Consider the following 22,631-nt stretch of genomic DNA (forward strand, 5'->3'; position numbering starts at 1 on the left):
TCAGCGGGTCCGTCGGATTGATGAATCCGCTGACCAGACACGGCAGTTGACGTATGGTCACCCAATGGACGGAGCGCAGTGGTTGGCCTCCTGTCACCGAGAGCCGAGCGAGGCATATGCCGCATGGGAGCAGTCGCCGTATCTGGCGAAGCTTCCGGCGGGCCGCGACTGGGACGCATTGCGCGTGCAGCAGCCGCTCGGTCTGACGGTGCTGTGGGAGCTGGGCAGGGAGGCGGACGCCGTGCCGGTGCTCGAAGAGCACGCCAAGCCGCGTCCGGTGTTCTACATCCTCACGCGGCCCGACGTGGCGTACGCCCCGGCCTGGCCCGAGACGGAGGACGTGCGGATGCTCACCGCGGGTGAGGACCTCTCGATGCCGTCCCCGGACGCCGACGGCATCACGGGTGTGCGCCACCACTCGTTCCTCTGGCGCACCCCGCCGGACGGCAGCGGCAAGCTGGTCGACCCCGGGCTGCTGCGCACCGCCCTGGAGTCGGCCCTCGATCCCGGGCGGCAGGCCGAGCGGATAAGGGCGGCCCGCGCCGTCTTCTGGGCGAGCAAGCGGCACAGCCACTGAGTACCACGCCTCTTGGACACCCGCGCGGAGGGCCATCACAGCGGGCAACTGTACTGTGCACTGATATCAGTTGTTCCAGGAAGGATGATCCGCCATCGCCACCAGCAAGACAGTGCAGATTCCCACCGCGGACGGCCGCGCCGACGCCTTCGTCGCCCACCCCGACGACGGCGCCCGGCACCCGGGCGTGCTGCTCTACATGGACGCCTTCGGCGTGCGGCCCGTGATCGAGGAGCTCGCCCGCGAGCTGGCCGGGCACGGCTACTACGTGCTCGTGCCCAACGTCTACTACCGGCACGGAGCCACTCCCGTCGTCGAGCTTCCCGAGCACATCAGCGAGGAGAACCGGCCGGAGATCTTCGGCAAGCTGATGCCGCTGCTCCAGGAGCACACCGCCGAGCGCGCCCTGCGCGACGCCGAGGCCTACGTCGACTTCCTCTGCACCCAGCCCGAGGTCGCCGAGGGCCCCATCGGTACGACCGGCTACTGCATGGGCGCCGCCCTGGCGCTGCGCACCGCCGCGGCCCACCCCGACCGGGTTGCCGCCGTCGCCGGGTTCCACCCCGGCATGCTCGTCACCGACGCCCCCGACAGCGCGCACCTCTCGGCCGACAAGGTCGCCGCCCGCGTGCACCTGGGCCTCGCCGAGGGTGACCTGGCCCCCGAGGCCGTCGCCGAGCTCAACAAGTCCTTCGAGACCGCAGGGGTCGAGCACTCCATCGAGCTCTACCCGGGCAGCGTCCACGGCTTCACGATGGCCGACACCTCCGCCTTCGACGCGGACGCCCTCAAGCGCCACTGGGACCGGCTGCTGCCGCTCCTCGACCGCGCCCTGCGGGCCGGCTGAGTCCTCCGGACGGTACGGGCGTCGTACAACCAGATGCCCGTACCTCCGCCGCCCTCTCTCAATACCTCTCGGCCGCCCCCAGATACTGCTCCGCGAACGCCGTCGCCGCCGCCCGCGACGTGAACAGGCGGCGCAGCCTGGCCAGCGTCGTGCCCGTGCGGAACGGGTCGCCGAACGAAGCGCCGTGGTAGACCTCCGACAGCCACTGCGAGAACTCCTGGTAGTCCCATACACGCCGCAGGCACGCCTCGCCGTAACCCTCGATGCCACTGCTGTCGCCGGCCGCGTGCGCCACGATCGCGTCGGCGAGGAGGAACGCGTCGTGCAGCGCGAGGTTGAGGCCCTTGGCCGCGATGGGCGCGACCAGGTGCGCGGCGTCCCCGGCCAGGAAGAGACGCCCGTACGTCATGGGTTCGGTGACGTAGTCGTGCATGTCGAGGACGCGCTTCTCGATCAACTCGCCCTCGGTCAACGGCGTGGCGCCCTCGGCGGCGAGGCGTCGGCGCAGCTGTGTCCACACTCGTTCGTGCGACCAGCCTTCGGGGTCGTCGCCGGGCGGGCACTGGAGGTAGTAGCGGGTGACCTCGGGGCTGCGTGGCATCTGCCCTGCGAAGCCCTCCTCGTGCATGCCGAACAGGACGCGGTCCGCCGACGGCGGCGCCTGCGCGAGCAGCGCCAGCCAGCCGATGCCGTAGTCGTGCCGCGCGACACGGACCCGGCCGGCGGGGATCGCCTCGCGCGTCACACCGCGCGCGCCGTCGCACCCGGCGACGAACTCACAGTGCAGCAACCGCCGTTGACCGGTGTCGCCGCAGATGTACGAGACCGAGGGCCGGTCGCTGTCGATGTCGTGGAGGTGTATGTCGCCGACGCCGAAGCGGATGTCCCCGCCGCGTACGTCGGCGTATTCGCGCACCAGGTCGGTCACGAGCAGCGGCTGGGGATAGACGAAGTGGTGGTGCCCGGTCAGTTCGGTGTAGCCGAAGCGGTGCCGCTCGCCCGCGAAGCGGAATTCGCACGCGGTGTGCCGCTCCGCGCTCCCCAGCAACTGCGCGGCGAGTCCTCGCCGGTCCAGGGCGTGCACCGCCCACTCCTCGATGACGCCGGCCCGCGGCCGCCGCTCGATGAACGTACGGCTCTCGCACTCCAGGACCACGCAGTCGACGCCCGCGGCGCGCAGGATGTTCCCGACGGTCAGCCCGGCGGGTCCCGCACCGACGATGACCACTGAACTCCGTTGCGACAGCGCCGAGTTGGTACCGATGTCCGCGTCGGTCATGCGGCCCATTATGGGTCAGTTGACGTCCGCGCGGTCCACCGTCTCCGCGCCCTCCAGCGGCGCCCGCTCCAAGAACGCCACCGCGTCGGGCTCCCGCTCGCGCAGGCGACGGAAACCGGCGGCGGTGAGGGTACGGCAGCGCGTGTCCCGTTCGGCGAGGACCTTGCGGGTGCGCCGCGGCGGGAAGTCGGCGGGCGTGAGGGCCGCGCCAGGCCCCGCCGACCAGGTGCGGCGCGTCGTCACCGTGTCGGCGGCGTCGGCGCACACCGCGAGCCGGCCCGACTCGACGTACCAGAGGACGATCCGGTCGAGCGGCGCCGTGTGCGGAGGCGCGACGGACTCGCCCGCCGCGAGGTCCAGGGTGTCGAAGGCCTCGGCGAGGGCGGCGCGCAGTCCGGGGTCGGCCGTGCCGAACAGGTCGCAGTCGGCGAGCGGCACGGGGATGTCCGGGTCGAGCCCGATCCCGGTGAGCAGCTCGTCCTCGCACGCCTCCAGGGCGCGGCCGAGGTCGGGGAACTCGTCCGTGGTGCGGGTCATCGCCTGCCGCTCGTCCGGGTCGGCGAGGACCATGCGCAGATCGCGGGTGCGCAGCTCGTCGGCGAGGCCGCGCAGCAGGTCGGCTGCGACCGGTTCGATGCGGCCGACGCGGGTGAGGTCGAGCACGAACCAGCCGACGGCGTCCGGGAGTTCGAGGGCGGCGCGCAGGGTCTGCTCGGCGGTGGCGAAGTCGAGGTCGCCCTGGAGGACGTGGACGCGGATCCGCTCCGCGCGGGCGTCGAGGGCGGCCCGCTGGGCGCGGGTGCGGTGGCGCAGGGAGCGCAGCGGGGTGGGGTGCAGGGAGCGGGGCGGCAGCGGCCTGCGCTCCGGGGCCGTGGCCCGCATCAGGTGCAGCCCGAACTGGTCGGAGATCAGGTGGCAGGCGGCGATGCCGCGCACACTGTTGCCCTTCTCCTCCAGGGGCGGGCTGAACACGCCGATCCCGAACTGGCTCGGCAGCGCCACCCCGATCCCGCCGGACACCCCGCTCTTGGCGGGCATGCCGACCCGTAGCATCCACTGCCCCGACGCGTCGTACATGCCGCAGGTGGCCATGACGGCGAGGACGTGCTGGGCGTGCCGGCTCGCGACGACGCGTTCGCCGGTGACCGGGTTGATGCCGCCGCCCGCGAGCGTCGCGTGCATCACGGCGAGGTCGTCGCAGGTGACGAGGACGGAGCACTGGCGGAAGTAGACGGCGAGCTCCGACTCGACGTCGCCGGTGAGCGAGCCCGCGTTGTGCATGAGGTAGGCGAGGGCGCGGTTGCGGTCGCCCGTGGAGCACTCGGAGGCGTACACGGCCTCGTCGACGGTGAGGGGCCGCCCCGCGAAGGCGCCGAGGCCGTCCAGGATGCGGTTGAAGCGGGCCTTGGGGGTGCCGCCCGCGACGAGTGAACTGGTCACGATGGCCCCGGCGTTGACCATCGGGTTCGGTGGACGGCCCGTGCCGGGCTCCAGGCGGATCGAGTTGAACGCCTCGCCGCTCGGCTCGGCGCCGACCCGCGCCAGGACGTTCTCCAGGCCGTGGTCGGCGAGCGCGAGCGCGAACACGAAGGGCTTCGACACGGACTGCGCGGTGAACCGGACGTCCGTGTCCCCGCTCCCGTAGACCCGCCCGTCGAGGGTGCACAGGCTGAGCCCGAACAGGCGCGGGTCGACGCGGCCGAGCTCCGGGATGTACGAAGCGGGCTCGCCGTCGTTCAGATCGCGCAGCCGCAGCCGCACGCCGTCGAGGAGTGCGGTCAGCGGATCGTGTGCGGAGGCTTCCGGCTCGTGTCCCATCTCGTCCATCGAAGCCCATGAGGTGCCTCACTGCCTGTCGAAAACCCCTGGTTCACGCACGACCGAGGCAGCAGAGTGAGCGCATGACCGACACCGAGCTCAAGAACGACCTCCTGCACTACCTCCAGGAAGCCCGCGACGCCCTGCTGTGGAAGCTCGACGGGCTCTCCGATTACGACGTGCGGCGCCCGCTGACCCCCACGGGCACGAACCTGCTGGGCCTGCTCAAGCATCTGGCCGCGGTGGAGCTCGGCTACCTCTGCGACACGTTCGGCCGGGCGCACGGCGAACCGCTGCCCGATCTCAAGGACGCCCAGGACGCGAACGCCGACATGTTCGCGGCCACCGACGAGTCCCGCGAGGAGATCATCGAACGCTACCGGCGCGCCTGGACACATGCCGACGCCTCGGTCGTGGAGCTGCCCCTGGACGCCGTCGGCACGGTGCCGTGGTGGCCGAAGGAGCGGGGCCAGGTCACACTCCAGCACGTCCTGGTCCGGGTCCTGGCCGACACCCAGCGCCACACGGGCCAGGCCGACATCCTCCGCGAGGGTCTCGACGGCCAGGCCGGCTGCCGCCCGGACAACGACAGCCTGCCCCCGCTGGAGTGGAAGCAGTACCACGCCCAGCTGGAGGAGATCGCGGCACGCTTCAAAGGCTAGGGCCTGTCTTCAAACTCCCGCCTGCGCGGCGCCGCCCTCCGGGCGACGACGGGAGTTTGAAGACAGGCCCTAGGCCGCCTCAGTTGGCTCCGTGCTGCGCCGCGAGGCGCACCGGGGCGTTCTGTGCCCCGTATCCCTCGTAGCCGTCCTCGCGCTGGGCCAGTTCGAAGAAGACGCGGCCCACGGTGCGGGTGTAGCAGTGGCGGAAGGTGCCGTGGGCGTCGCGGTCGTAGAGGATGCCGAGGTCCTGGTACGTCTCCAGCTCGCCGGGGGCGAACTCGAAGCGCGCGGCGAGGTCGTCGTAGTAGTTGCCCGGCATCGGCAGCAGTTCCCCGCCCGCCGCACGGAAGCGGCGGGCGGCGGCGACGACGTCGCTGGTGGCGAGGGCGATGTGCTGGGCGCGGTCCTGGTCCTCACCGGGGCCAGGGCCCGCGCCGAGAGCGATGCGGACGGCGCCGTCGGCGGTGGCGACGGCGCGGCTGCGCAGCAGTCCGTACGGGTCGGCGACGTCGACGCTCGCCCGCGGTTCGAGGCCGAGCACGCTGCGGTGGAACAGGGCGGCCTCGTCGAACTGGTGCCAGGGCTGGGTGAGCTGGAGGTGGTCGACGCCGATGATGTCGGTGTCCGCGGGCCGCTCCCCCGTCGGCTCGAAGTCCCTGGTCCAGCTGGGGAGTTCGGGGCGGTCGGTGGCGCAGAAGAAGAGTTCCGTGCCGTCGGGCGCGGCGACGGCGTCGAGGAGTACGTCGCCGGTGCCGCGGCGGCGCGGCAGGACCGGGGCGAGCAGGGCCTCGGCGCGGCGGGCGGCGGCGTCCGGGTCAGGGGACTCCAGGCCGACGGCGGCGAGGACGGTGCCGTCGCGGCGTGCGGCGGGCCCGGTGTTGAGCAGCACGCGGGCCGCGCCCTGCTCCCACAGGTCGACCGGCTTGCCGCGGTGGCGTCCTGTGCGGGTGAAGCCGAGGGCGGCGAGGAGGTCGGCGGCCGGGGCGACGTCAGGGGTGACGAGTTCCGTGAAGGCGACGCCGGTGGGCACGACGGGCGCGGGCAACTCGCCTTGCCCCACCACATCCTGGACACCCACGGCCTCCTGGAGGGCGAGCAGCGAGCGCAGCGCGTCCACGGCGGCGGGTCCCGCCTCGGCCTGCCGGAACACGTCGTTGAAGATCTCCAGCGACAGCGGCCCCCGGTACCCGGCGCGCAGCACGTGCCGCAGCAGGCCCGCGACGTCGAGGTCGCCCTGGCCGGGGAAGCAGCGGTAGTGACGGCTCCAGCGCAGGACGTCCATGTCGAGCAGCGGCGCGTCGGCGAGCTGAAGGAAGAAGATCTTGTCGCCGGGGATGTCCTCGATGCCTTCGAGGTCCTTGCCCTCGGCGCCGCGGGCGAGGATGTGGAAGCTGTCGAGGCAGGTGCCGAGCGCCGGGTGGTCGGCGGCCTCGACGATGCGCCAGGCATGGTCGTACGTATTGACGTGGCGGCCCCAGGCGAGTGCCTCGTAGGCGACGCGGACACCGAAGTCGCTTGCGCGCTCGGCGAGTTGGCGCAGCTGGTCGGCGGCGAGCGCGTCGTCGCCGACGGAGAGCGGCGAGACGCTGGAGCACACCAGCACGGTGTCGGTGCCGAGGCGTTGCATGACCCGGAACTTGTGCTCGGCGCGCCGCAGGTTCTGGGCGAACACGTCGTCGGGCACGGCTTCGATGTCGCGCATCGGCTGGTACAGGTCGATGCTCAGGCCGAGGTCGGCGCAGCGGTCGCGGACCTCCTCGGGGGTGAGGGGGCTGGCGAGGAGATCGTTCTCGAAGATCTCAACGCCGTCGAAGCCCGCGCGGGCGGCGGCGGTGAGCTTCTCGGTGAGCGATCCGCTGAGCGAGACGGTGGCGATGGAGGTGCGCACGGGGCTCCTTCCGGAGGGGCGGGTCGGCGGGGCGGGGCGGGCGGCAGCGGGGGTTGAAAAGATCGGGGCTCTGCCCCGTACCCCGCTGGCTCTCGTCCAGAGGCGGGGCTCAATCTGCTCAATCGGCGCTGGGGCTTGATGTGGCTGCTCGCAGCGCCCCCTCCGTCCCCGCCAGTTCGGCGAAGTGGGTGAGCATCCGGGTGGTGTCCGGCTCGCGCCCGGTGAAGAGGCGGAACGCGTCGGCGGCCTGGAAGACGGCCATGCCGCCGCCGTCGAGGACGGCGCAGCCGAGGCCGCGTGCGGTGCGTACGAGCTCGGTGTCCAGCGGCCGGTAGACGACCTCGGCGATCCACAGGCCGGGGTGCAGCAGTGCGGCGGGGAGCGGGAGGCCTGGGTGGGCGGCCATGCCGGTGGGGGTGGCGTGCACGATGCCGTCGGCCTCGGCGACGTGTGCGGCGAGCGCGTCCGGCGTGGCGGGTACCGCGCGGCCCTCGCCGAAGTGCCGGTTGAGGGATGCGGCGAGGGCGGCGGCCCGCTCCGGCAGTGCGTCGACGAGCACGATGCGGCCGGCGCCCAGGGTGAGCACGGCATGCGCGACGGCGGCGCCCGCTCCCCCGGCGCCGAGCTGGACGACGCGCTCCATGCGGGCCTCGGGCAGTCCCCGGGCGAAGGAGGCGGCGAACCCGGTCACGTCGGTGTTGTGGCCGATGGCGCGGCCGCCGTCGAAGACCACGGTGTTGACCGCGCCGAGCGCGGCGGCCTGCGGCGACAATTCGTCGAGGTGCTCGATGGCGAGCTGCTTGCAGGGGTGCGTGATGTTCAGGCCGTCGAACCCGACGGTGCGGGCGGCCCGCAGCAGCTCCCCGACGTTCTCGGGCCGTACGCCGAGGTCGCCGATGTCGAGGCGCCGGTACAGATACCGCAGGCCCTGCCGGTCGGCCTCCCGCTCGTGCAGTGCCGGGGAGAGCGAGGGGCCGATGCCCTCGCCGATCAGACCGACGAGATATGAGTCCTTGGGCACGGGGTCCTCCTGGCCGAGCGTCACGCTTAATGTACGAACTGGTTCGTTACTCATATCAAGACCGACGCCCTCCTGGGAAGGGACTGACCGGAACCGGGCCCGGCGCGGCTCCTACAATCGCCGGATGACCACTGTCGAAGAGCCGGCCCGCCGCCAGGGGCGCATCCGCGACGCGGCCCGCACCAAGGCCGAGATCCTCAAGGTCGCCACCGAGGAGTTCGCCCGCGCCGGGTACACGGGTGCCCGCGTCGACGAGATCGCGGCCCGCACCCGCACCACGAAGCGGATGATCTACTACTACTTCGGCGGCAAGGAGCAACTGTTCACGGCCGTCCTGGAGCGCAGCTACGCGGTGATCCGCGAGGCCGAACAGGACGCCGACGTCGAGGGGCTCGACCCGGTCGCCGCGATCCGCCGGCTCGCCGAGCTGACCTTCGACCACCACGAGCAGCATCCGGACTTCATCCGACTGGTGAGCATCGAGAACATCCACGACGCCGAGCACATCACAGCGTCGGAGACGATCGGCTCGCTCAACTCGCCCGCGATCGACGTGATCGGCCGGATCCTGGAGGCGGGCCGGGCCGAGGGCGTCTTCACGGCGAATGTGGACGCGGTGGATCTGCACGCGATGATCAGCTCGTTCTGCTTCTTCCGGGTCTCCAACCGGCATACGTTCGGCGCCCTGTTCGGCCGCGATCTGACGGCGCAGGACCGCCGCGAGCACTACCGCACGATGCTGGGCGACATGGTGATCGCGTACCTGACGACGGCCGGCGGCGAGCGCTGACCGGCCCGTACGTCCTCGTCGCAACCTCTTGACAGGCGGGAAACACGGGCGCAACATCGCTGGCCATCAGCTACTAACTATCCAGTGGGTTAATTAATCCGGCCGATCCAGGTCCGCCGGGTTGATCCGCCCAGCCCGCAAGGAGCCCGCGTGTCCGTCCCCGCAGCATCACCGCGCGCACCACAGGGCCAGCCCCGCAAGGCGGCATTCGCCGCCTGGAGCGGCAGCGCCCTCGAGTACTACGACTTCTTCATCTACGGCAGCGCCGCCGCACTCGTCTTCCCGAAGGTCTTCTTCGACGAGTCGGATCCGGCCGACGCCACCCTGCTCTCGCTCGCCACGTTCGGCGTCGCGTACGCCGCGCGGCCCGTCGGCGCGTTCTTCCTCGGCCACATCGGCGACCGCCTGGGCCGCCGCAAGATCATGGTGTTCACGGTGGTCCTGATGGGCCTGTCGACGTTCCTGATCGGCTGTCTTCCCACCCGCGACCAGGTCGGCGGATTCGCGCCGTTGCTGCTCGTGCTCTGCCGCATCATGCAGGGCATCTCGGCCGCCGGTGAGCAGTCGAGCGCCGGTTCGATGACCCTGGAACACGCTCCGGCGGACCGGCGCGCGTACTTCACCAGTTTCACGCTCAACGGGACGCAGGCCGGGCAGCTCCTGGCCACGCTCGTCTTCCTGCCGATCGCGGCGCTCCCCGAGGACCAGCTCCTGTCCTGGGGCTGGCGCATCCCGTTCTGGCTGAGCCTCGGCGTCGCCGTCGCCGGCTACGTCATCCGGCGCTCGCTGGACGAGACGCCCGAGTTCGCCCGCAAGGCCGAGTCCGGCGAGGTCGCCAAGATGCCGCTCGCGGTGCTCTTCCGCGACCACTGGGTGGACGTGCTGCGCGTGATCGGGGGCGCGCTGGTCGCCTCCGTGAGCACGATCTTCACGGTGTGGGCCCTGTCGTACGCGACGAGCGACGCGGTCGGCATGGACCGCTCCGCGATGCTGTGGGTCGGCGCACTCGCCAACCTCGTGGCGCTCGCCGCGATCCCGCTGTGGGCGCACCTCGCCGACCGCATCGGCCGCCGCCCCGTCTTCCTGACGGGCGCCGCGGGCAGCGCGCTGCTGATGTTCGGCTACCTGTGGGCGATCTCCACGGGCTCGTACGCGCTGACGTTCGTGCTCGGCATCCTGGCGTTCGGCGTCGTCTACAGCGCGGCCAACGCCGTGTGGCCGGCCTTCTACGGCGAGATGTTCCCCACCCGCGTACGCCTCTCGGGAATGGCGATCGGCACCCAGATCGGCTTCGCCATCTCCGGTTTCGCGGTGACGTTCGCGGCGCAGATCGCGGGCCCTGACGGCGACAACTGGGTCGCGGTGGCTCTGTTCACGGCTGCGCTGTGCGTGCTGCCGGTGGTGGCGGCGCTCACGGCCCGCGAGACGGCGAAGGTGCCGACCGAGCAGCTGGGCGAGCGGGACGCGGCGCCCGCTTCCGTCGGCGACGTGAGCAAGGCGGCCATCTGAGAACCGCGGCGCCCGGTCCTTTCGGCCGGGCGCCACTCGTCCGCGGGTCCGCTCAGAGCCGGTGGCCGCGGTGAGGGTGGACACGGGCCAGTCCCTGCCGAACATCACGCGCGTCGGGCCCAACGCGTCCACGCACGTCGCCGTGTTGGGCCGCGCGGCCAGGGCGTGGTGGGCGGCGGCCGGCTCGTCGGGAGGCGAGCGCGGGGCCCAGCCAGTCCACGAGGACGGAGTCCACGATGGCACCTCCCCCCTCGCCCATCACCCGTACCTGGTGGGCGTGTTGGGTCCAGTCGGGCTCGTCGGTCTCGGTGCGCCAGTTCAGGTCCAGGCGAGGCGGAGGACCTGGACGTACGGGGTCGGCGGCCGGTCGGGAAGGCGTATGTCGAGTCCTTCGGGTCCCGCCGTCCAGGTGGGCCGCTCCGGCGAGCCGAGCAGGGTGACATCTCGGGGCGGGGCGGAGCCGGCGAGGCTGTGGACGCGGATCCTGCGGTCGTCGGGCCAGGACATGACGAACGCGTAGACGACCTCTTCGTCGGGGGTGCGGGTGAAGCGGAGGTCCTGCGGGGTGTACGCGAGGCGGCTCTCGCGGGCCTTGGCGCCGCGCACGTTCGTGGGGCCCTCGCCGTGCACGGTCCAGGGGCGGGTGCCGTAGAGGGCCTCGCCACAGACCCGCATCCAGGCACCGAGGGAGTCGAGGACGCTGCTGACCTCGTCGTCGAGGGTGCCGTCGGGCAGCTGCGGCACGTTGAGGAGCAGGCAGCCGTTCTTGCTGACGGTGTCGACGAGCAGATGGACGAGCTCCTGGGCGGACTTGTACTGCTCGCCAACACTGTGGAACCAGTCGCCGATGCTGGTGTCGTACTGCCAGGGGTGCGGGTCGATGTCGCTGAGCTGGTGGCGTTCGACGTCGAGGAGGACGGCTCCGCGGTCCTCGTCGGCGATGGTCTTGATGCTGACCGCGCCGTCCGGTGTCCGGTTGTAGTAGTCGGCCAGGAATTCCAGGCCGCGGCGGCGGCTCGGTCCTTCGGCGACGCAGACGCTGCCCTCGTCGAAGGGCATCCGTGAGTCGTCGAGGTAGACGAGTTCCGCGTCGTGGCGTTCGGTGACGTCGCGCAGCCGGGCGTAGAAGTCGTCGACGAACGCGGCGGTGGGTACGTCGCCGGGCACTCGGGGCGGCCCGTACAGGGCGCGCGGGTCGAGCCCTTCCCACCAGGTGCCGCGGCCGTCGGCGGCCGTGAGGTGCCCGTCGTAGGGGCCGTCCGTGTCCTCGCCGTAGGCGGCGTCGAGCCAGCGCCAGGTCCAGGACCCGGCGTGCATGGAGATGCCGAAGTGCAGGTCGGCGGCGCGGGCGGCGGTGGCCCAGCGGGCGACGATGTCGGTGCGCGGGCCGACGTTGACGGAGTTCCACGGCTGGTGGCCGGAGTCCCACAGATCGAAGTTGTCGCAGTGCGCGGCGAGGGAGACGAAGTAGCGGGCGCCCGCGCGGCGGAAGCGGTCCATCAGGGCGTCGGGGTCGAAGCGTTCGGCGCGCCACTGGTGGCACAGGTCCTTGTGGCCGAAGCGCGACGGGTGTCCGTAGGTGGCGCGGTGGTGGGTGGTCTGGCGGTCGGTGCGCTCCCGTTCGAAGTCCTCGGTTCCGGCGTACGGGCCGTAGAGGTGGCGCGCGTACCAGTCGCCTCGGCGGGCGACACACTGCGGGCCCCAGTGGGACCAGATGCCGAGTTTGGCGTCGCGGAACCAGTCGGGGACGCGGTGCCGGCGCAGGGACGCCCAGTCGGGGGTGTAGGGCGCCCGGCCGGTCGCCGCGGGTGTGGAGCGGAGTTCTTCGACGCTGCTCATGCGGTGGCCTCTCCTGGTGCGGGCGCTTTCGGGGGCGTAGTTGGTGGCGGTTCAGCGGGCGCGGGCCGCAGGAGACGCTGCCGAGAGGTCATGGGCACCGTGAACTCGTGGCTGCCGGGCGACACTTGGCGTACGTCACGGCTGCCGTCCGGCAGGGGAAGCTCCACGCGGGTGTCGGTCCCGGGCGGCAGTGTGGCCGTGAGGCGGAAGGCGTCCGCGCTCCGGTGCCAGGCCACGGACGCCCGGCCGCGCGGCGTGTCGTACCAGGCACTCGCCCAGGTGAGGTCGCCGACCGGTGCGGGCCGCACCACGATGTCCTCGTACGCGACCGAGTGCGGGGCCTGCCGCAGGCCTGCGAGCGAGCCGATCAGCCACTCGGTGGCCGCGCCGAGCATGTAGTGGTTCTGCGAGGAGCCTCGGGTCGGTCCGTCCCAGCGCTCGGTCAACGCGGTTGCTCCGTGGGCGAGTTGGTAGCCGTAACTGGGGTTGTCCGTGCGGCTGAGGAGGTCATGCACGACGTCGTCGCGACCGTGGTCGGACAGGACCCGCAGCAGCGAGGGGAGCGCGATCTCGCCGACGGTGACATGGTCGCCCGCGGCGCGGACGCCCGCGACGAGGTGGTCGAGGACGCCCTTCGTCTCCTCCGGAGGTACGGCTCCCGCCGCGAGGGCGAGGGCGTCGCAGGCCTGGCTGCCGCTGCCGTAGGTGTGCCGGCGGGCGTCGTGGAACCGCAGGTGGAAGGCGTGGGCGATGTCGTCCGCGAGGCGGCGGTGGGCGGCGGCGTCACGGTGTTCGCCGATGGCCTCGGCGATGTCGCCGAGGGCGGCGGCGATCCGCTGGTGGGCGAAGGTCGCGGTGACGGCCTTCGGGGTGGAGGTGTCGAAGGCCATCCAGTCACCGAGCCCGTGTTCGAGGATCAGCCCGTCGGGCGAGCGGGAGCGCAGATGGTCGAGGTAGCGCAGCATGTTCCGGTAGTGGGCGCGCGGCGTGCTGGTGTCGCCGTATGTGCGGTGCAGCCACCATGGCGCGAGGACGATGGCGCCACCCCAGTTGGGGTCGTCGCGGAACTTGTCCTCGAAGACGGTGTACTCGGGGGCGATGTCAGGGACGAGGCCGGTTTCGGTCTGTGCGTCGGCCATGTCGCGCACCAGCTTGCGGTAGTGCGCGGCGACGTCGTAGCCGTGGGCGACGGCGGGGAAGACGAGGTGGACCTGTTCGAGCCAGCCGAGTTTCTCGCGGTGCGGGCAGTCGGTGAGCAGGCTGTACATGTTGCTCTGGACGGCGCGGTCGACCAGCCGGTGGATGCCGTTGAACAGATCGGACGAGCAACGGAAGCCGCCCGCTGGTGTGTTGGCGGCGCGCATCACCTCACCGCGCACCGTGTCCTGCGTGGGCGGCGCGGGCAGGCCTTCGACCTGGAGCCATCGAAAGCCATGGTAGACGGTCGCGGGTTGCCAGCGTTCGCCGTCGGGGTCGCCGCGCAGGGTGTAGCGGTCGAAGCAGGGTGTTCCGGTGAACCGCTGGTTCACGGTGCCGTCCGGTGCGAGGAGTTCGGCAGGCCGGATCACCACGGAGGTGCCCGCGGGTCCTGTCACGTCGAGACGCGGCCGGCCCGCGATGTTCGTGCCGAGGTCGAAGACGTGCACGCCGGGCCGGGGTTCGCTGAGGGCGACGGGCGTGAGGGTGTCGACGACCTCGACCGGCGGATGGGCGCGCGCTGTCAGGGCGACGCCGGTGGGCAGGGGCGCGGGCGCTGCGGGCCGCCAGCCGTCACGGTCGGCGCCGGGGCGGTGCCAGTCGGCGGGTTCGAGGCGGGCGTCGTGCTCCTCGCCGCCGAACCACGCCGACACGGTGACCGGTCCGGGGTGGGTGTGCCAGGCCGGGTCGGTGACCACGGTGGTGGAGGTGCCGTCCGCGTACTCGACGTACAGGAGGGCCAGGGCGCGGGGGCTGCCGTGGTCGGCGCGCAGTTTGGTGTAGCGGCCGTCGGTGTCGAGGACGCGCGCGATGCCGTTGCCGAGGGCGATGCCGATGGTGTTGGCGCCGGGGCGCAGGGCGTCGGTGACGTCGTACGTGGCGTAGAGCAGGCGTGTGTCGAAGGCGGTGCAGCCGGGTTCGAGGCGGGCGCGGCCGGCCGGTGCGCCGTTGACGTACGCGTCGTAGACGCCGAGTGCGGTGGCGTAGAGGCGGGCTCGTGCCGGGGCGGCGGGGAGGGTGAGGTCGCGGGCGAGGAGGGGCAGCGGGTCGCCGGGGCGCGGGTCAGGTGCGGTGATCCACTCGGCGCCGGCCCAGTCGTGCGGCGTGGGGAGGCCGGTCTCCCAGGTGGCGGGCGCGCTCCAGGCGGTCGGGGTGTCCTCGCCGCTCCGCACGCGGTGGTCCCACACGCGCACCCGCCACCACACGCGCTGCCGGGCTCCGGGCGCCTTGCCGTCGTAGCGGACGCCGGTGTGGGCGCCGCTTGCGACGCGTCCGCTGTCCCACAGGTCGCAGGCGCCGTCGGCGAGCAGGGCGGCCGTGGTGGCGGCCTGCACCTGGTAGGCCGATTGTCGACCCTGCCCCAATTGCCAGGCGTGGTCCGGGTGTTGCTCGTCGAGGCCGAGCGGTTCGGCGAGGTGGGCGGTGCGCAGGGTGTGGGGCGGTCGTCGGGTCATGGTGCGGCCTCCACCTGCGTCGGTACGGCCGTGCGCATCAGGTCTCCCCCTTGAGTCCCAGCCGCCCTCGGGTGGCATGCCACTCTTCATCGGCGGATTTCCGGAACGGTAAGCGCGCCGCCACGGGGCGTCAACACCCCGCGCCTGACGACCACTTGGCTTTGTCCTGCGCTTTCTGACCTCTTGACGCTCCTGACCGGCCACGCTTAGCGTTCTTGGCGTTCGCCCCGAGCACCGCCCCTTCGCCTCCGAGACGGCGAGACACAGATGACTGGCATACCAGCAACTCTGCTCCTGGAAGAACGCGCCGAACTCGCCATGAACGCCGCTGTGCAGCCGGCCGACCCCGATCTCGACGGCATCCTCTTCTTCATGGCCGACCTGCTCGCCGACCCGGCCGAACCGCGGCACGGCGACTGGGACTACGGATCGATTCATGGCCGGCTCACGGACGCCTGCGTGTCGGCCCGCCGGACGACCGGCGCGGACTGGTGGGCGCCGACCGAGAAGGCGTACAAGAAGACGCTCATCGACCTGCTCGGCCCGGACGGCCTGACCTGGCGGCGCACCCATCCGCGCGGCCGCTGGGAGGCGACGGCCGGACTGATCGACCAGCGGGCCACGCTGCTCGCGCTCACCACCTCGTACCAGGAGAGCGGGGATCCGGAGGTCGCCGCGGTGGCCGACCGGCAGGTCGCGGCGCAGCTGCGTCTGGCGCCGGACCCGGCGTCGTTCTGCGGGCACCTCATCATGCCGCTGCTGCGCCGGTATCAACTGACCGGCAACACGCAGGCGTTGGAGCCGTGCGGCTGGTTCGTCCGCCTGATCAGCGAGTACAGCGGGGTGTTCGGCGAGGACGGCTCGTTCAACGCGGCGCTCGCCCACCGCAGCGGCCACTTCCACACTCGTCTCGGCACGCTCGACGGGATCGCCAAGTACACGGCGTACGGCTGGACGCCCCATCTGCCGCACGAGGGCCGCGTGGACCTCCATGTGCGCGCCGACCGCGCGGAGTTGCGGATACGGGTGCCCGACTGGGCCGGGTACGCGCAGGTGCGCGTCGAGCACTCCAGGCGCACCGCGCACGGCGGTGAGCCGGGCCTGTGGGCGCCGGACCGCATGCTGCGCCTGGCCGCGCCACGCGCCGGCGAGCGCGCCACCGTCACATTCCCGCTGCCCGAGCGGGTCACCGAGGAGACCGCGGCCGGACGCGCGTACCGCGTGCGCCGGCGCGGCGACGACATCATCGGCATCGACCGGAAGGCAGGACCCACCCCATGTACACCGCCCGCACCATCGAGCCGCACGCGCCGCTGCGCGAGCACACCCTGTACGTCCCGGGCGAGGAGTGGTCCTGGTGAGCGCCCCCGGCCGCAGAACCTTCCTCGCCGCGGCGGGCGCGGGCGCCGCGCTGCTGCTCTCCCCCGGCGTCGCCCGAGCACAGTCCTCGGCGGCGGACCGGCGCGCGGAGCGGATCCTCGCGGGGATCCGCGTCCCGCGGTTCCCGCGCCGCACGGTGTCCGTCACCGATCACGGCGCGGTCGGCGACGGCGTGCACGACTGCACCGCCGCGATCCGCGACGCCATCGAGGCGTGCGCCGCGGCGGGCGGCGGGCGCGTCGTGGTCCCGGCCGGCGACTGGCTGACCGGCGCGGTGCATCTGCGCGACCGGATCGACCTGCACCTGGAGCAGGGCGCCACGCTGCGCTTCCGTCAGGACCCGGCCGCGTATCTGCCCGCCGTGTACACCCGGTACGAGGGCACCGAGTGTGTGAACTACTCGCCGTTCGTGTACGCGTACGGCTGCCGGACCATCGCCGTGACGGGCGCCGGGGTCCTGGAGGGGCAGGCCGACGCGACGCACTGGTGGGACTGGACGAAGGGCGTGGACGGCGGGCCGTCGCCCGAGTCGCCGGATAAGCAGCGGCTGCTCGCGTGGGCGGAGGCCGGGGTGCCGGTCGAGGAGCGGGTGTTCGGCGAGGGCCACCATCTGCGGCCCAATCTGATCCAGTTCTACCGATGCCGTGACGTGCTCGTCGAGGGTGTCACGGTCCGCAACTCGCCGATGTGGAACATCCATCCGGTGCTGTGCAAGAACGTCACCGTGCGCGGTGTCACCGTCGACAGCCCGAACGGCCCCAACAACGACGGCGTCGATCCCGAGTCCTGCTCCTACGTCCACATCAAGGACTGCGTCTTCGACACCGGTGACGACTGCGTCGCGTTCAAGGCCGGCAAGAACGCCGACGGGCGCAGGGTGAACGTACCCATGGAACACGCCCTCGTCGAAGGCTGCCAGATGCGCGACGGGCACGGCGGCGTCACCATCGGCAGCGAGACGACCGGCGGGGTCGCCGACATCGTGGCCCGCGACTGCCGCATGTCCAGCCCGGACCTGGACCGCGCGATCCGCGTCAAGTCGAGCCCTGTGCGCGGCGGTTACGTCCGCGACGTGCTGTGCACGGACATCGAGGTGGGACAGGTCGGCGACGTCGTCATCGAGGTGGCGCTCAACTACGAGAACATCGACACCGGACCGTACTTCCCCGACGTACGCGGCATCGAGATACGCCGTCTGACCGCCGCGAGCGGACCGCGCGCCTGGACCCTGTTCGGCAACCCCGGCAACCCGATCCGCGACGTACGCCTCGTGGACTGCGCCTTCGACGGCATGACAGGACCCAACGAACTGCGTGACGTCGAGGGCCTCGTCCTCGAACGAGTCACCATCAACGGCCAGGAGGCGACGGCCTGATGGACACCAAGCGCCCCTGGCGGGAGGCGGACGCGATCGTGGCGCGGGTGCCCCGGATCCGCTTCCCCGACCGTGACTTCCCTGTCACTCGGTACGGCGCGGTGGGCGACGGCGCCACCGACTGCTCCACGGCGCTGCGCCGGGCGATCGCCGCCTGCCACACCGCGGGCGGCGGCCGGGTGACCGTACCGCCGGGCACGTATCTCACCGGCCCTGTCCGGCTGCGCAGCCATGTCGAGCTGCACCTGGAGGAGGGCGCCACGCTGCGCTTCCACCGGGACCCGGCCGCGTATCTGCCCCCGGTGCTCACCCGCTTCCAGGGCGTGGAGTGCTTCGGCTACTCGCCGCTGGTGTACGCGCAGGGCGAGCGGAACGTCGCGGTCACCGGGCGCGGCGTCCTCGACGGGCAGGCCGACGACGCGCACTGGTGGCCCTGGTCGGGACAGGAGGAGTTCGGGTGGCGGCCCGGGATCCGCCATCAGGAGGAGGACTGGCCCGCGCTGTGGCGCCAGGCGGAGGACGGTGACCCGGTCGAGTCCCGCGTCTACGCGGACGGCCACCGTTTCCGCCCGAACTTTCTGGAGTTCCAGAGCTGTCACGGGGTGCTCGTCGAGGGTGTCACCATCGTCCGCTCCCCCATGTGGGAGATCCACCCGGTGCTGTGCACCAACGTCCTGATCCAGGATGTCACCATCGACAGCATCGGCCCCAACAACGACGGCATCGATCCCGAGTGCTGCCGCGATGTCGTCATCCGCCGCTGCGACATCACGGCGGGCGACGACTGCATCGCGATCAAGTCGGGGCGGGAGGCGGACGGGCGGCGGGTCGCGACGCCCAGCGAGAACATCGTCATCGAGGACTGCGTGCTGCGACACCGCTACGGCGCCGTCACGCTGGGCAGCGACATGACCGGAGGCATCCGCAATGTCTACGTCCGGCGCTGCCGCATCGGCGGGCCCGGGCTGTACTTCGGTCTCTACATCAAGACGAACTCGGTGCGCGGCGGCTTCGCGGAGAACGTGCACCTCACCGATCTGACCGTCACGAACCTCACCAAGGAGTTCGTGACCTGCGACTTCCACCGGGGCGAGGGTGACACGGGCGACCACCCGCCGCGGGTGCGGGACATCAGCGTCAGCGACACCACGGTGGCCCGCGCCCGCCGCGCCGTCCTCGCCCGCGGCTACGCCCACGCGCCGATCCGCGAACTCCGCCTGTCCGAGGTCACGTTCGGCGTGCTGGGCGAGGCCGACCGGGTCGAGCATGTCGAAGGCCTCGTACGGGAAGGGGTGAGCGGTGGATTCCGAAACGACGCAGCCACGAACGACTCGGCCTGAACGGTTCGACCACTGCCCCTGGGAGTTCTGGAGCAGCAGCGACGCGGCGCAGCAGGCCCGCCAACTCGCCTACCAGAAAGAACTGTTGGAGCGGGTCGGGGACGCCTCGTTCGGGGAGCGGGTGTTCGTGTCGTCGTGGGCGGCGGTCCATGCCGATGCGCTGCACCTGGGCGACCGTTCCTACATCGGCGGCCACGCCGTCGTCACGGACGAGGTGCGGATGGGCGACAACTGCACCGTGAATCCGTACGCGACCGTGCGCGGCAGGGTGACCTGCGGCGACGGGGTACGAGTGGGCGCGCACACCTCGCTGCTCGGCTTCAACCACGGTTTCGCGCCGGACACACCCGTGCACCGCCAGCCGTTGACGTCGCGGGGCATCACGGTCGGCGACGATGTGTGGATCGGTTCGCACGTGGTCGTGGTGGACGGTGTCACCATCGGCGATCACTGCGTGATCGGGGCGGGCGCGGTCGTCACCAAGGACCTGCCGGCGTGGTCGGTGGCCGCGGGGAACCCGGCGCGGCGCCTGCGGGACCGACGGGAGACGGGTGCGGAGCCGCGCCGGGCGAGCAGTCTCGACGCCCGTCTCGAACGGTTCGGGCGGCGGGCGCGGGAGCAGGCGCCGACGCTCCTCGAACGCTGCCGCGACGACACCGGGGTCTGGAGGGACCGGCCGGGCGCCGCGCCGACGGTGCGGGCGGTGTGCGACGCCGTGGAGATCGCGGCGCTGCTCCTGGACGGCCCGCCGCCGGGCGAGAGCGGCCCCGAACTGGCCGCCCGCCTCGCTGCATCGCAGGACTCCGCCACGGGTCTGGTCCCGGAGACCGGCCGCGCGACCGCCTCCTGGTCCGATCCCGACGCGATGTACCACATCCTCTCCGTCGGCTACGCGCTCGACCTGCTCGGCTCCCACTTCCCGCACCCGGTACGCGCCGTGACGGAGCTGGCGCCCGACGAGCTGGTGCGCCGCCTGGACGCGCTGCCCTGGCGCACCGAGGCGTGGCGCAGTGGCCACTGGGTCGACGGCGTGGGCACGGCGCTGCACTTCTCCTCGGCACCTTCCCCTCTGACGGACACCCTGTTCGGCTGGCTGCTGACGCGGGCCGATCCGGCGTCCGGCATGTGGGGTGCCCGCCGCGCCGAGGACGGTCTGCGGCAGCCGGTGAACGGCTTCTACCGGGCGACCCGCGGCACGTACGCCCAGTTCGGCCTGCCGCTGCCGTACCCGGAGCGCACCGTCGACACCGTCCTGACCCACGGCAAGGACCCGGCCTGGTTCGGCCCGGACCGCGGGACGGCGTGCGATGTCCTGGACGTGATCCATCCGCTGTGGCTGTGCGCGCGGCAGACGTCCCACCGGCTCGCCGAGGGTCGGGACTGGGCGCGCGGCCAATTGGACCGGATCCTGGACGGCCGCTGGCACGACGGCGCCGGTTTCTCGTTCGCCCTGGAGCCGGGCGGCCGCCCCGATCGCCGACCCGGGCTTCAGGGTACGGAGATGTGGCTTGCCGTGACGTGGCTGCTGGCGGAGCACCTGGGAGTGTCGGAGGCCCTCGGGTACCGGCCTCGCGGGGTACACAGGCCGTCGCCGGCCGCACAGGGCTGAGGCGCCGCGTCGCGTTCGGCGCCTCGGCCACGGCCGTTCCTCACCCCTGGCGCATCCGCAGGGCCTGCGACAGCACCTGGGCCGTCACCCACGACGGGTTCCAGGTGTTGCTCGTGCCGCGCTCCTGCCAGTTGGTGGGGAAGAACGCCTCGGCCTGCTCGCCCACCCCCTGGAAGCCCCACTCCCCCGGCCGGGTGCAGATGCCCTGGCCGAACGCGTGCAGGGTCGTCTCGCCGAGGTGTCGGTAGAGCGGCTCGTCCAACAGGTCTCCCAGGTGGGCGAGTTCGTACGCGGGGAAGAACACGTCGACGTGGTGGTTCTGGACGCTGACGCCGGGCCAGCCGGTGGTGCGGAATCCGTTCTCGAAGGGCGGGTCCCACTGGTAGACCCAGGTGAGCAGCCAGTCGGCCGCCGCCCGTGCGGCGGTGGCCCAGCGCTTCTTGCCGGTGAGGCGCAGGAGTTCGTAGGCGCACAGGAAGTAGCCGATGCCGCCCTCCTTGTCCTCGCAGGCGGCGTCGAGGGTGGCGTGGGCGAACGGGGTGGCGAAGTCGGTGGCGTTGCGGCGCCGGTAGACGTCCGTGAGGCGCTCCGCGTGGCGCAGCAGTTCGCGGTCCCCGGTGACACGGTGGGCCTTCAACAGGGCCAGGACGCACGGCAGTCCGGCCGCCGAGCCGTCCGTGGGCAGCGGTGTCCCGTCGAGCAGCCAGCCGTACGGGGGTAGGCCCTCGCCGCAGGTCGTGCGCACGCCGTCGAGGAGTGCGGCCACCCATCGGTGCGGGACGGCGTGGCCGTGGGCGCGGAACACCTCGATCACGTCCGCGAGGTCGCACAGGGTGTCGCCGTAGGCGCGGGCCGAGACGAACGGCCCGGTGTCGTCGCGGTCGAAGCCCGACCAGGCGCGCTCCTCGGTGGCGTAGAAGCTCAGGCGCAGGCCGGGGGCCTGGGGGGCGGCGCTGCCGTCGAGGTAGAAGTCGACGGCGCGGCGGGCGCGTTCGATGCGCCACCGTTCCGCGTGGTCGACGCCCAGGCGGGCGTCGCACCAGGCGAGTTTGAGGGCCTGGCCTGTCCAGCCGTACATGAAGCCGGGCGTGTGGCCGGGGCCGATGAACTTGAGGTAACCGGCGGCGCCTTCGGCGTCGTACCAGCGGCGGTCCAGGGCCCGCTCCTTGAGCCGGACGAGCGCGTCGAGGCTCAACGGGCGTGCGCCGCGCGGCCGGTAGAGGTCCATGCCGCGGTGGACCATCGACCGGAATCCGTGGCCGCGACGGACCGGCCGGCCCCAGTCGAGGGCGTGGCGGGTGCGGTGGGCGGCGCCCGGCGGCAGGTCGAGGTAGCCGCCGTCGTACGGGGCGGTGCGGCCCTTGTGGACGTACGCCGTGTCGGGCCGGCCGGCGAACAGGGTGGCGCCGCTCGCCCCGATGAGCGTCACGCCCCGGCCGACGGGCAGCGCCCCGAGCGATCCGTCGCCCGGCCGTACCGCGTAGAGGGTGGCATACCAGGCTGTCGCGCCCGCTCCCCATTCGGCGTGGGCGCAGGGCACGGGCAGGCGGTGGTCCTCGACGACCAGGCCGGCGCCTTCGGCTCCGGTGGTGCGGGGCACGGTGCGGTCCGGGTCGGACGAGGGGTTGCCGCGGTAGTACACCTGCGGCAGGGTGACCGCCTCCGGGCGGCGCGCGGGCAGGGGCACGGCGATGCCCAACACCGCGTCCCGGAGCTGGACTTCGCCCTCGTTGCGGTACTCCACGTCCAGGTACAGGAATCCGTTGTCGAACCGCAGTCGCAGGTCGACGGCGAGATCTCGATGTCCGGCGACGGCGCCGCGCACGCGGATCGTGTCGCCGTCGCGCGTGACGTCGGGCGCCAGCAGGCCCGGCCTTGTGGGGGCCCATGGCCTGCCGAAGGACGCCACGAACAGGTCGTCGAGTGCGAGGTCGCCGCAGACGGCGTCCGGCGCGCCCACGGTGCCGAGCGTGAGGCGGGGCCCACCTCCCTTCCTCTCGTCGAGGCGCAGGAACCGGCCGTTCTCCGATATCCGGACCATTCTCA

Annotated in this window: 17 protein-coding genes; 8 read left to right on the forward strand and 9 right to left on the reverse strand. The window is 72.2% G+C overall.

Annotation, left to right across the window (positions count from 1 at the left end):
• The first annotated feature begins 64 nt into the window (after positions 1-64).
• Positions 65-577: a hypothetical protein gene (locus tag ACFYWS_RS00635; protein ID WP_389267967.1), complete on the forward strand. Its 513-nt coding sequence runs from the start codon at positions 65-67 to the stop codon at positions 575-577.
• A gap of 112 nt (positions 578-689) precedes the next feature.
• Positions 690-1,424, forward strand: coding sequence for a dienelactone hydrolase family protein (locus ACFYWS_RS00640; protein WP_389267969.1), 735 nt, complete (start codon positions 690-692; stop codon positions 1,422-1,424).
• A gap of 58 nt (positions 1,425-1,482) precedes the next feature.
• Here ACFYWS_RS00640 and ACFYWS_RS00645 read toward each other — a convergent pair whose 3' ends face one another.
• Together ACFYWS_RS00645 and glsA are read right to left on the reverse strand one after the other, a co-directional pair.
• Positions 1,483-2,703 (reverse strand): 4-hydroxybenzoate 3-monooxygenase, encoded by a 1,221-nt coding sequence (locus tag ACFYWS_RS00645; protein ID WP_389267971.1) that lies wholly within the window; start codon positions 2,701-2,703, stop codon positions 1,483-1,485.
• A 15-nt stretch (positions 2,704-2,718) separates the two neighbouring features.
• Positions 2,719-4,521, reverse strand: coding sequence for a glutaminase A (gene glsA / locus ACFYWS_RS00650; RefSeq protein ID WP_389267973.1), 1,803 nt, complete (start codon positions 4,519-4,521; stop codon positions 2,719-2,721).
• A gap of 83 nt (positions 4,522-4,604) precedes the next feature.
• Between glsA and ACFYWS_RS00655 the strand changes: the two genes are divergently transcribed.
• Positions 4,605-5,183, forward strand: a complete 579-nt coding sequence (locus tag ACFYWS_RS00655; RefSeq protein ID WP_389267975.1) for a DinB family protein — start codon at positions 4,605-4,607, stop codon at positions 5,181-5,183.
• 79 nt (positions 5,184-5,262) lie between these two features.
• Here the strand turns inward: ACFYWS_RS00655 and ACFYWS_RS00660 are convergent, their stop codons facing one another.
• Positions 5,263-7,071: a TIM barrel protein gene (locus ACFYWS_RS00660; protein ID WP_389267977.1), complete on the reverse strand. Its 1,809-nt coding sequence runs from the start codon at positions 7,069-7,071 to the stop codon at positions 5,263-5,265.
• Positions 7,072-7,189: 118 nt separating this feature from the next.
• Positions 7,190-8,092 (reverse strand): shikimate dehydrogenase, encoded by a 903-nt coding sequence (locus ACFYWS_RS00665; protein ID WP_389267979.1) that lies wholly within the window; start codon positions 8,090-8,092, stop codon positions 7,190-7,192.
• A gap of 124 nt (positions 8,093-8,216) precedes the next feature.
• Between ACFYWS_RS00665 and ACFYWS_RS00670 the strand changes: the two genes are divergently transcribed.
• Together ACFYWS_RS00670 and ACFYWS_RS00675 are read left to right on the forward strand one after the other, a co-directional pair.
• Positions 8,217-8,882, forward strand: a complete 666-nt coding sequence (locus ACFYWS_RS00670) for a TetR/AcrR family transcriptional regulator (protein WP_389267981.1) — start codon at positions 8,217-8,219, stop codon at positions 8,880-8,882.
• Between the two features lie 150 nt (positions 8,883-9,032).
• Complete coding sequence (locus ACFYWS_RS00675) at positions 9,033-10,391, forward strand: MFS transporter (protein WP_389267983.1); 1,359 nt, start codon at positions 9,033-9,035, stop codon at positions 10,389-10,391.
• A gap of 318 nt (positions 10,392-10,709) precedes the next feature.
• Here ACFYWS_RS00675 and ACFYWS_RS00680 read toward each other — a convergent pair whose 3' ends face one another.
• The 4 genes from ACFYWS_RS00680 to ACFYWS_RS00695 form a co-directional block, all read right to left on the reverse strand.
• On the reverse strand, positions 10,710-12,230 hold the full coding sequence (locus tag ACFYWS_RS00680) for an alpha-L-fucosidase (protein ID WP_389267985.1): 1,521 nt from the start codon (positions 12,228-12,230) through the stop codon (positions 10,710-10,712).
• Entirely contained in the window at positions 12,227-14,881 is a 2,655-nt protein-coding gene (locus ACFYWS_RS00685; RefSeq protein WP_389267987.1) for a family 78 glycoside hydrolase catalytic domain, read from the reverse strand. The genes ACFYWS_RS00680 and ACFYWS_RS00685 overlap by 4 nt, the downstream gene beginning before the upstream one ends.
• Before the next feature lie 434 nt (positions 14,882-15,315).
• A complete protein-coding gene (locus ACFYWS_RS00690; protein ID WP_389267989.1) occupies positions 15,316-15,630 on the reverse strand; it encodes a hypothetical protein in 315 nt (104 codons plus the stop codon).
• 21 nt (positions 15,631-15,651) lie between these two features.
• A complete protein-coding gene (locus ACFYWS_RS00695) occupies positions 15,652-16,134 on the reverse strand; it encodes a hypothetical protein (protein WP_389267991.1) in 483 nt (160 codons plus the stop codon).
• Between the two features lie 104 nt (positions 16,135-16,238).
• Between ACFYWS_RS00695 and ACFYWS_RS00700 the strand changes: the two genes are divergently transcribed.
• Genes ACFYWS_RS00700 through ACFYWS_RS00710 form a run of 3 tightly spaced genes read left to right on the forward strand, consistent with a single transcriptional unit; the run spans position 16,239 to position 20,585 of the window.
• On the forward strand, positions 16,239-17,636 hold the full coding sequence (locus ACFYWS_RS00700; RefSeq protein ID WP_389267993.1) for a glycoside hydrolase family 28 protein: 1,398 nt from the start codon (positions 16,239-16,241) through the stop codon (positions 17,634-17,636).
• On the forward strand, positions 17,636-18,976 hold the full coding sequence (locus tag ACFYWS_RS00705; protein ID WP_389267995.1) for a glycoside hydrolase family 28 protein: 1,341 nt from the start codon (positions 17,636-17,638) through the stop codon (positions 18,974-18,976). Before ACFYWS_RS00700 ends, ACFYWS_RS00705 begins: the two co-directional genes overlap by 1 nt.
• Positions 18,936-20,585, forward strand: a complete 1,650-nt coding sequence (locus ACFYWS_RS00710) for an acyltransferase (protein WP_389267997.1) — start codon at positions 18,936-18,938, stop codon at positions 20,583-20,585. Before ACFYWS_RS00705 ends, ACFYWS_RS00710 begins: the two co-directional genes overlap by 41 nt.
• 40 nt (positions 20,586-20,625) lie before the next feature.
• Here the strand turns inward: ACFYWS_RS00710 and ACFYWS_RS00715 are convergent, their stop codons facing one another.
• The gene (locus tag ACFYWS_RS00715) at positions 20,626-22,626 is read right to left on the reverse strand and encodes a hypothetical protein (protein ID WP_389267999.1); all 2,001 of its coding nucleotides are present in this window, start codon (positions 22,624-22,626) and stop codon (positions 20,626-20,628) included.
• Positions 22,627-22,631 lie beyond the last annotated feature (5 nt).

The organism is Streptomyces sp. NPDC002795 (assembly GCF_042888725.1).
Lineage (GTDB): Bacteria > Actinomycetota > Actinomycetes > Streptomycetales > Streptomycetaceae > Streptomyces.

Coding starts and splice junctions, on each gene's coding strand:
- ACFYWS_RS00645 (WP_389267971.1), bottom strand. CDS start 2,703: ATGACCGACGCGGACATCGGTACCAACTCGGCGCTGTCGCAACGGAGT.
- glsA (WP_389267973.1), bottom strand. CDS start 4,521: ATGGGACACGAGCCGGAAGCCTCCGCACACGATCCGCTGACCGCACTC.
- ACFYWS_RS00695 (WP_389267991.1), bottom strand. CDS start 16,134: ATGCCGATGATGTCGTCGCCGCGCCGGCGCACGCGGTACGCGCGTCCG.
- ACFYWS_RS00670 (WP_389267981.1), top strand. CDS start 8,217: ATGACCACTGTCGAAGAGCCGGCCCGCCGCCAGGGGCGCATCCGCGAC.
- ACFYWS_RS00655 (WP_389267975.1), top strand. CDS start 4,605: ATGACCGACACCGAGCTCAAGAACGACCTCCTGCACTACCTCCAGGAA.
- ACFYWS_RS00635 (WP_389267967.1), top strand. CDS start 65: ATGGACGGAGCGCAGTGGTTGGCCTCCTGTCACCGAGAGCCGAGCGAG.
- ACFYWS_RS00680 (WP_389267985.1), bottom strand. CDS start 12,230: ATGAGCAGCGTCGAAGAACTCCGCTCCACACCCGCGGCGACCGGCCGG.
- ACFYWS_RS00685 (WP_389267987.1), bottom strand. CDS start 14,881: ATGACCCGACGACCGCCCCACACCCTGCGCACCGCCCACCTCGCCGAA.
- ACFYWS_RS00705 (WP_389267995.1), top strand. CDS start 17,636: ATGGACACCAAGCGCCCCTGGCGGGAGGCGGACGCGATCGTGGCGCGG.
- ACFYWS_RS00715 (WP_389267999.1), bottom strand. CDS start 22,626: ATGGTCCGGATATCGGAGAACGGCCGGTTCCTGCGCCTCGACGAGAGG.
- ACFYWS_RS00690 (WP_389267989.1), bottom strand. CDS start 15,630: ATGAGGTGCCCGCAGAACGACGCCGGGTCCGGCGCCAGACGCAGCTGC.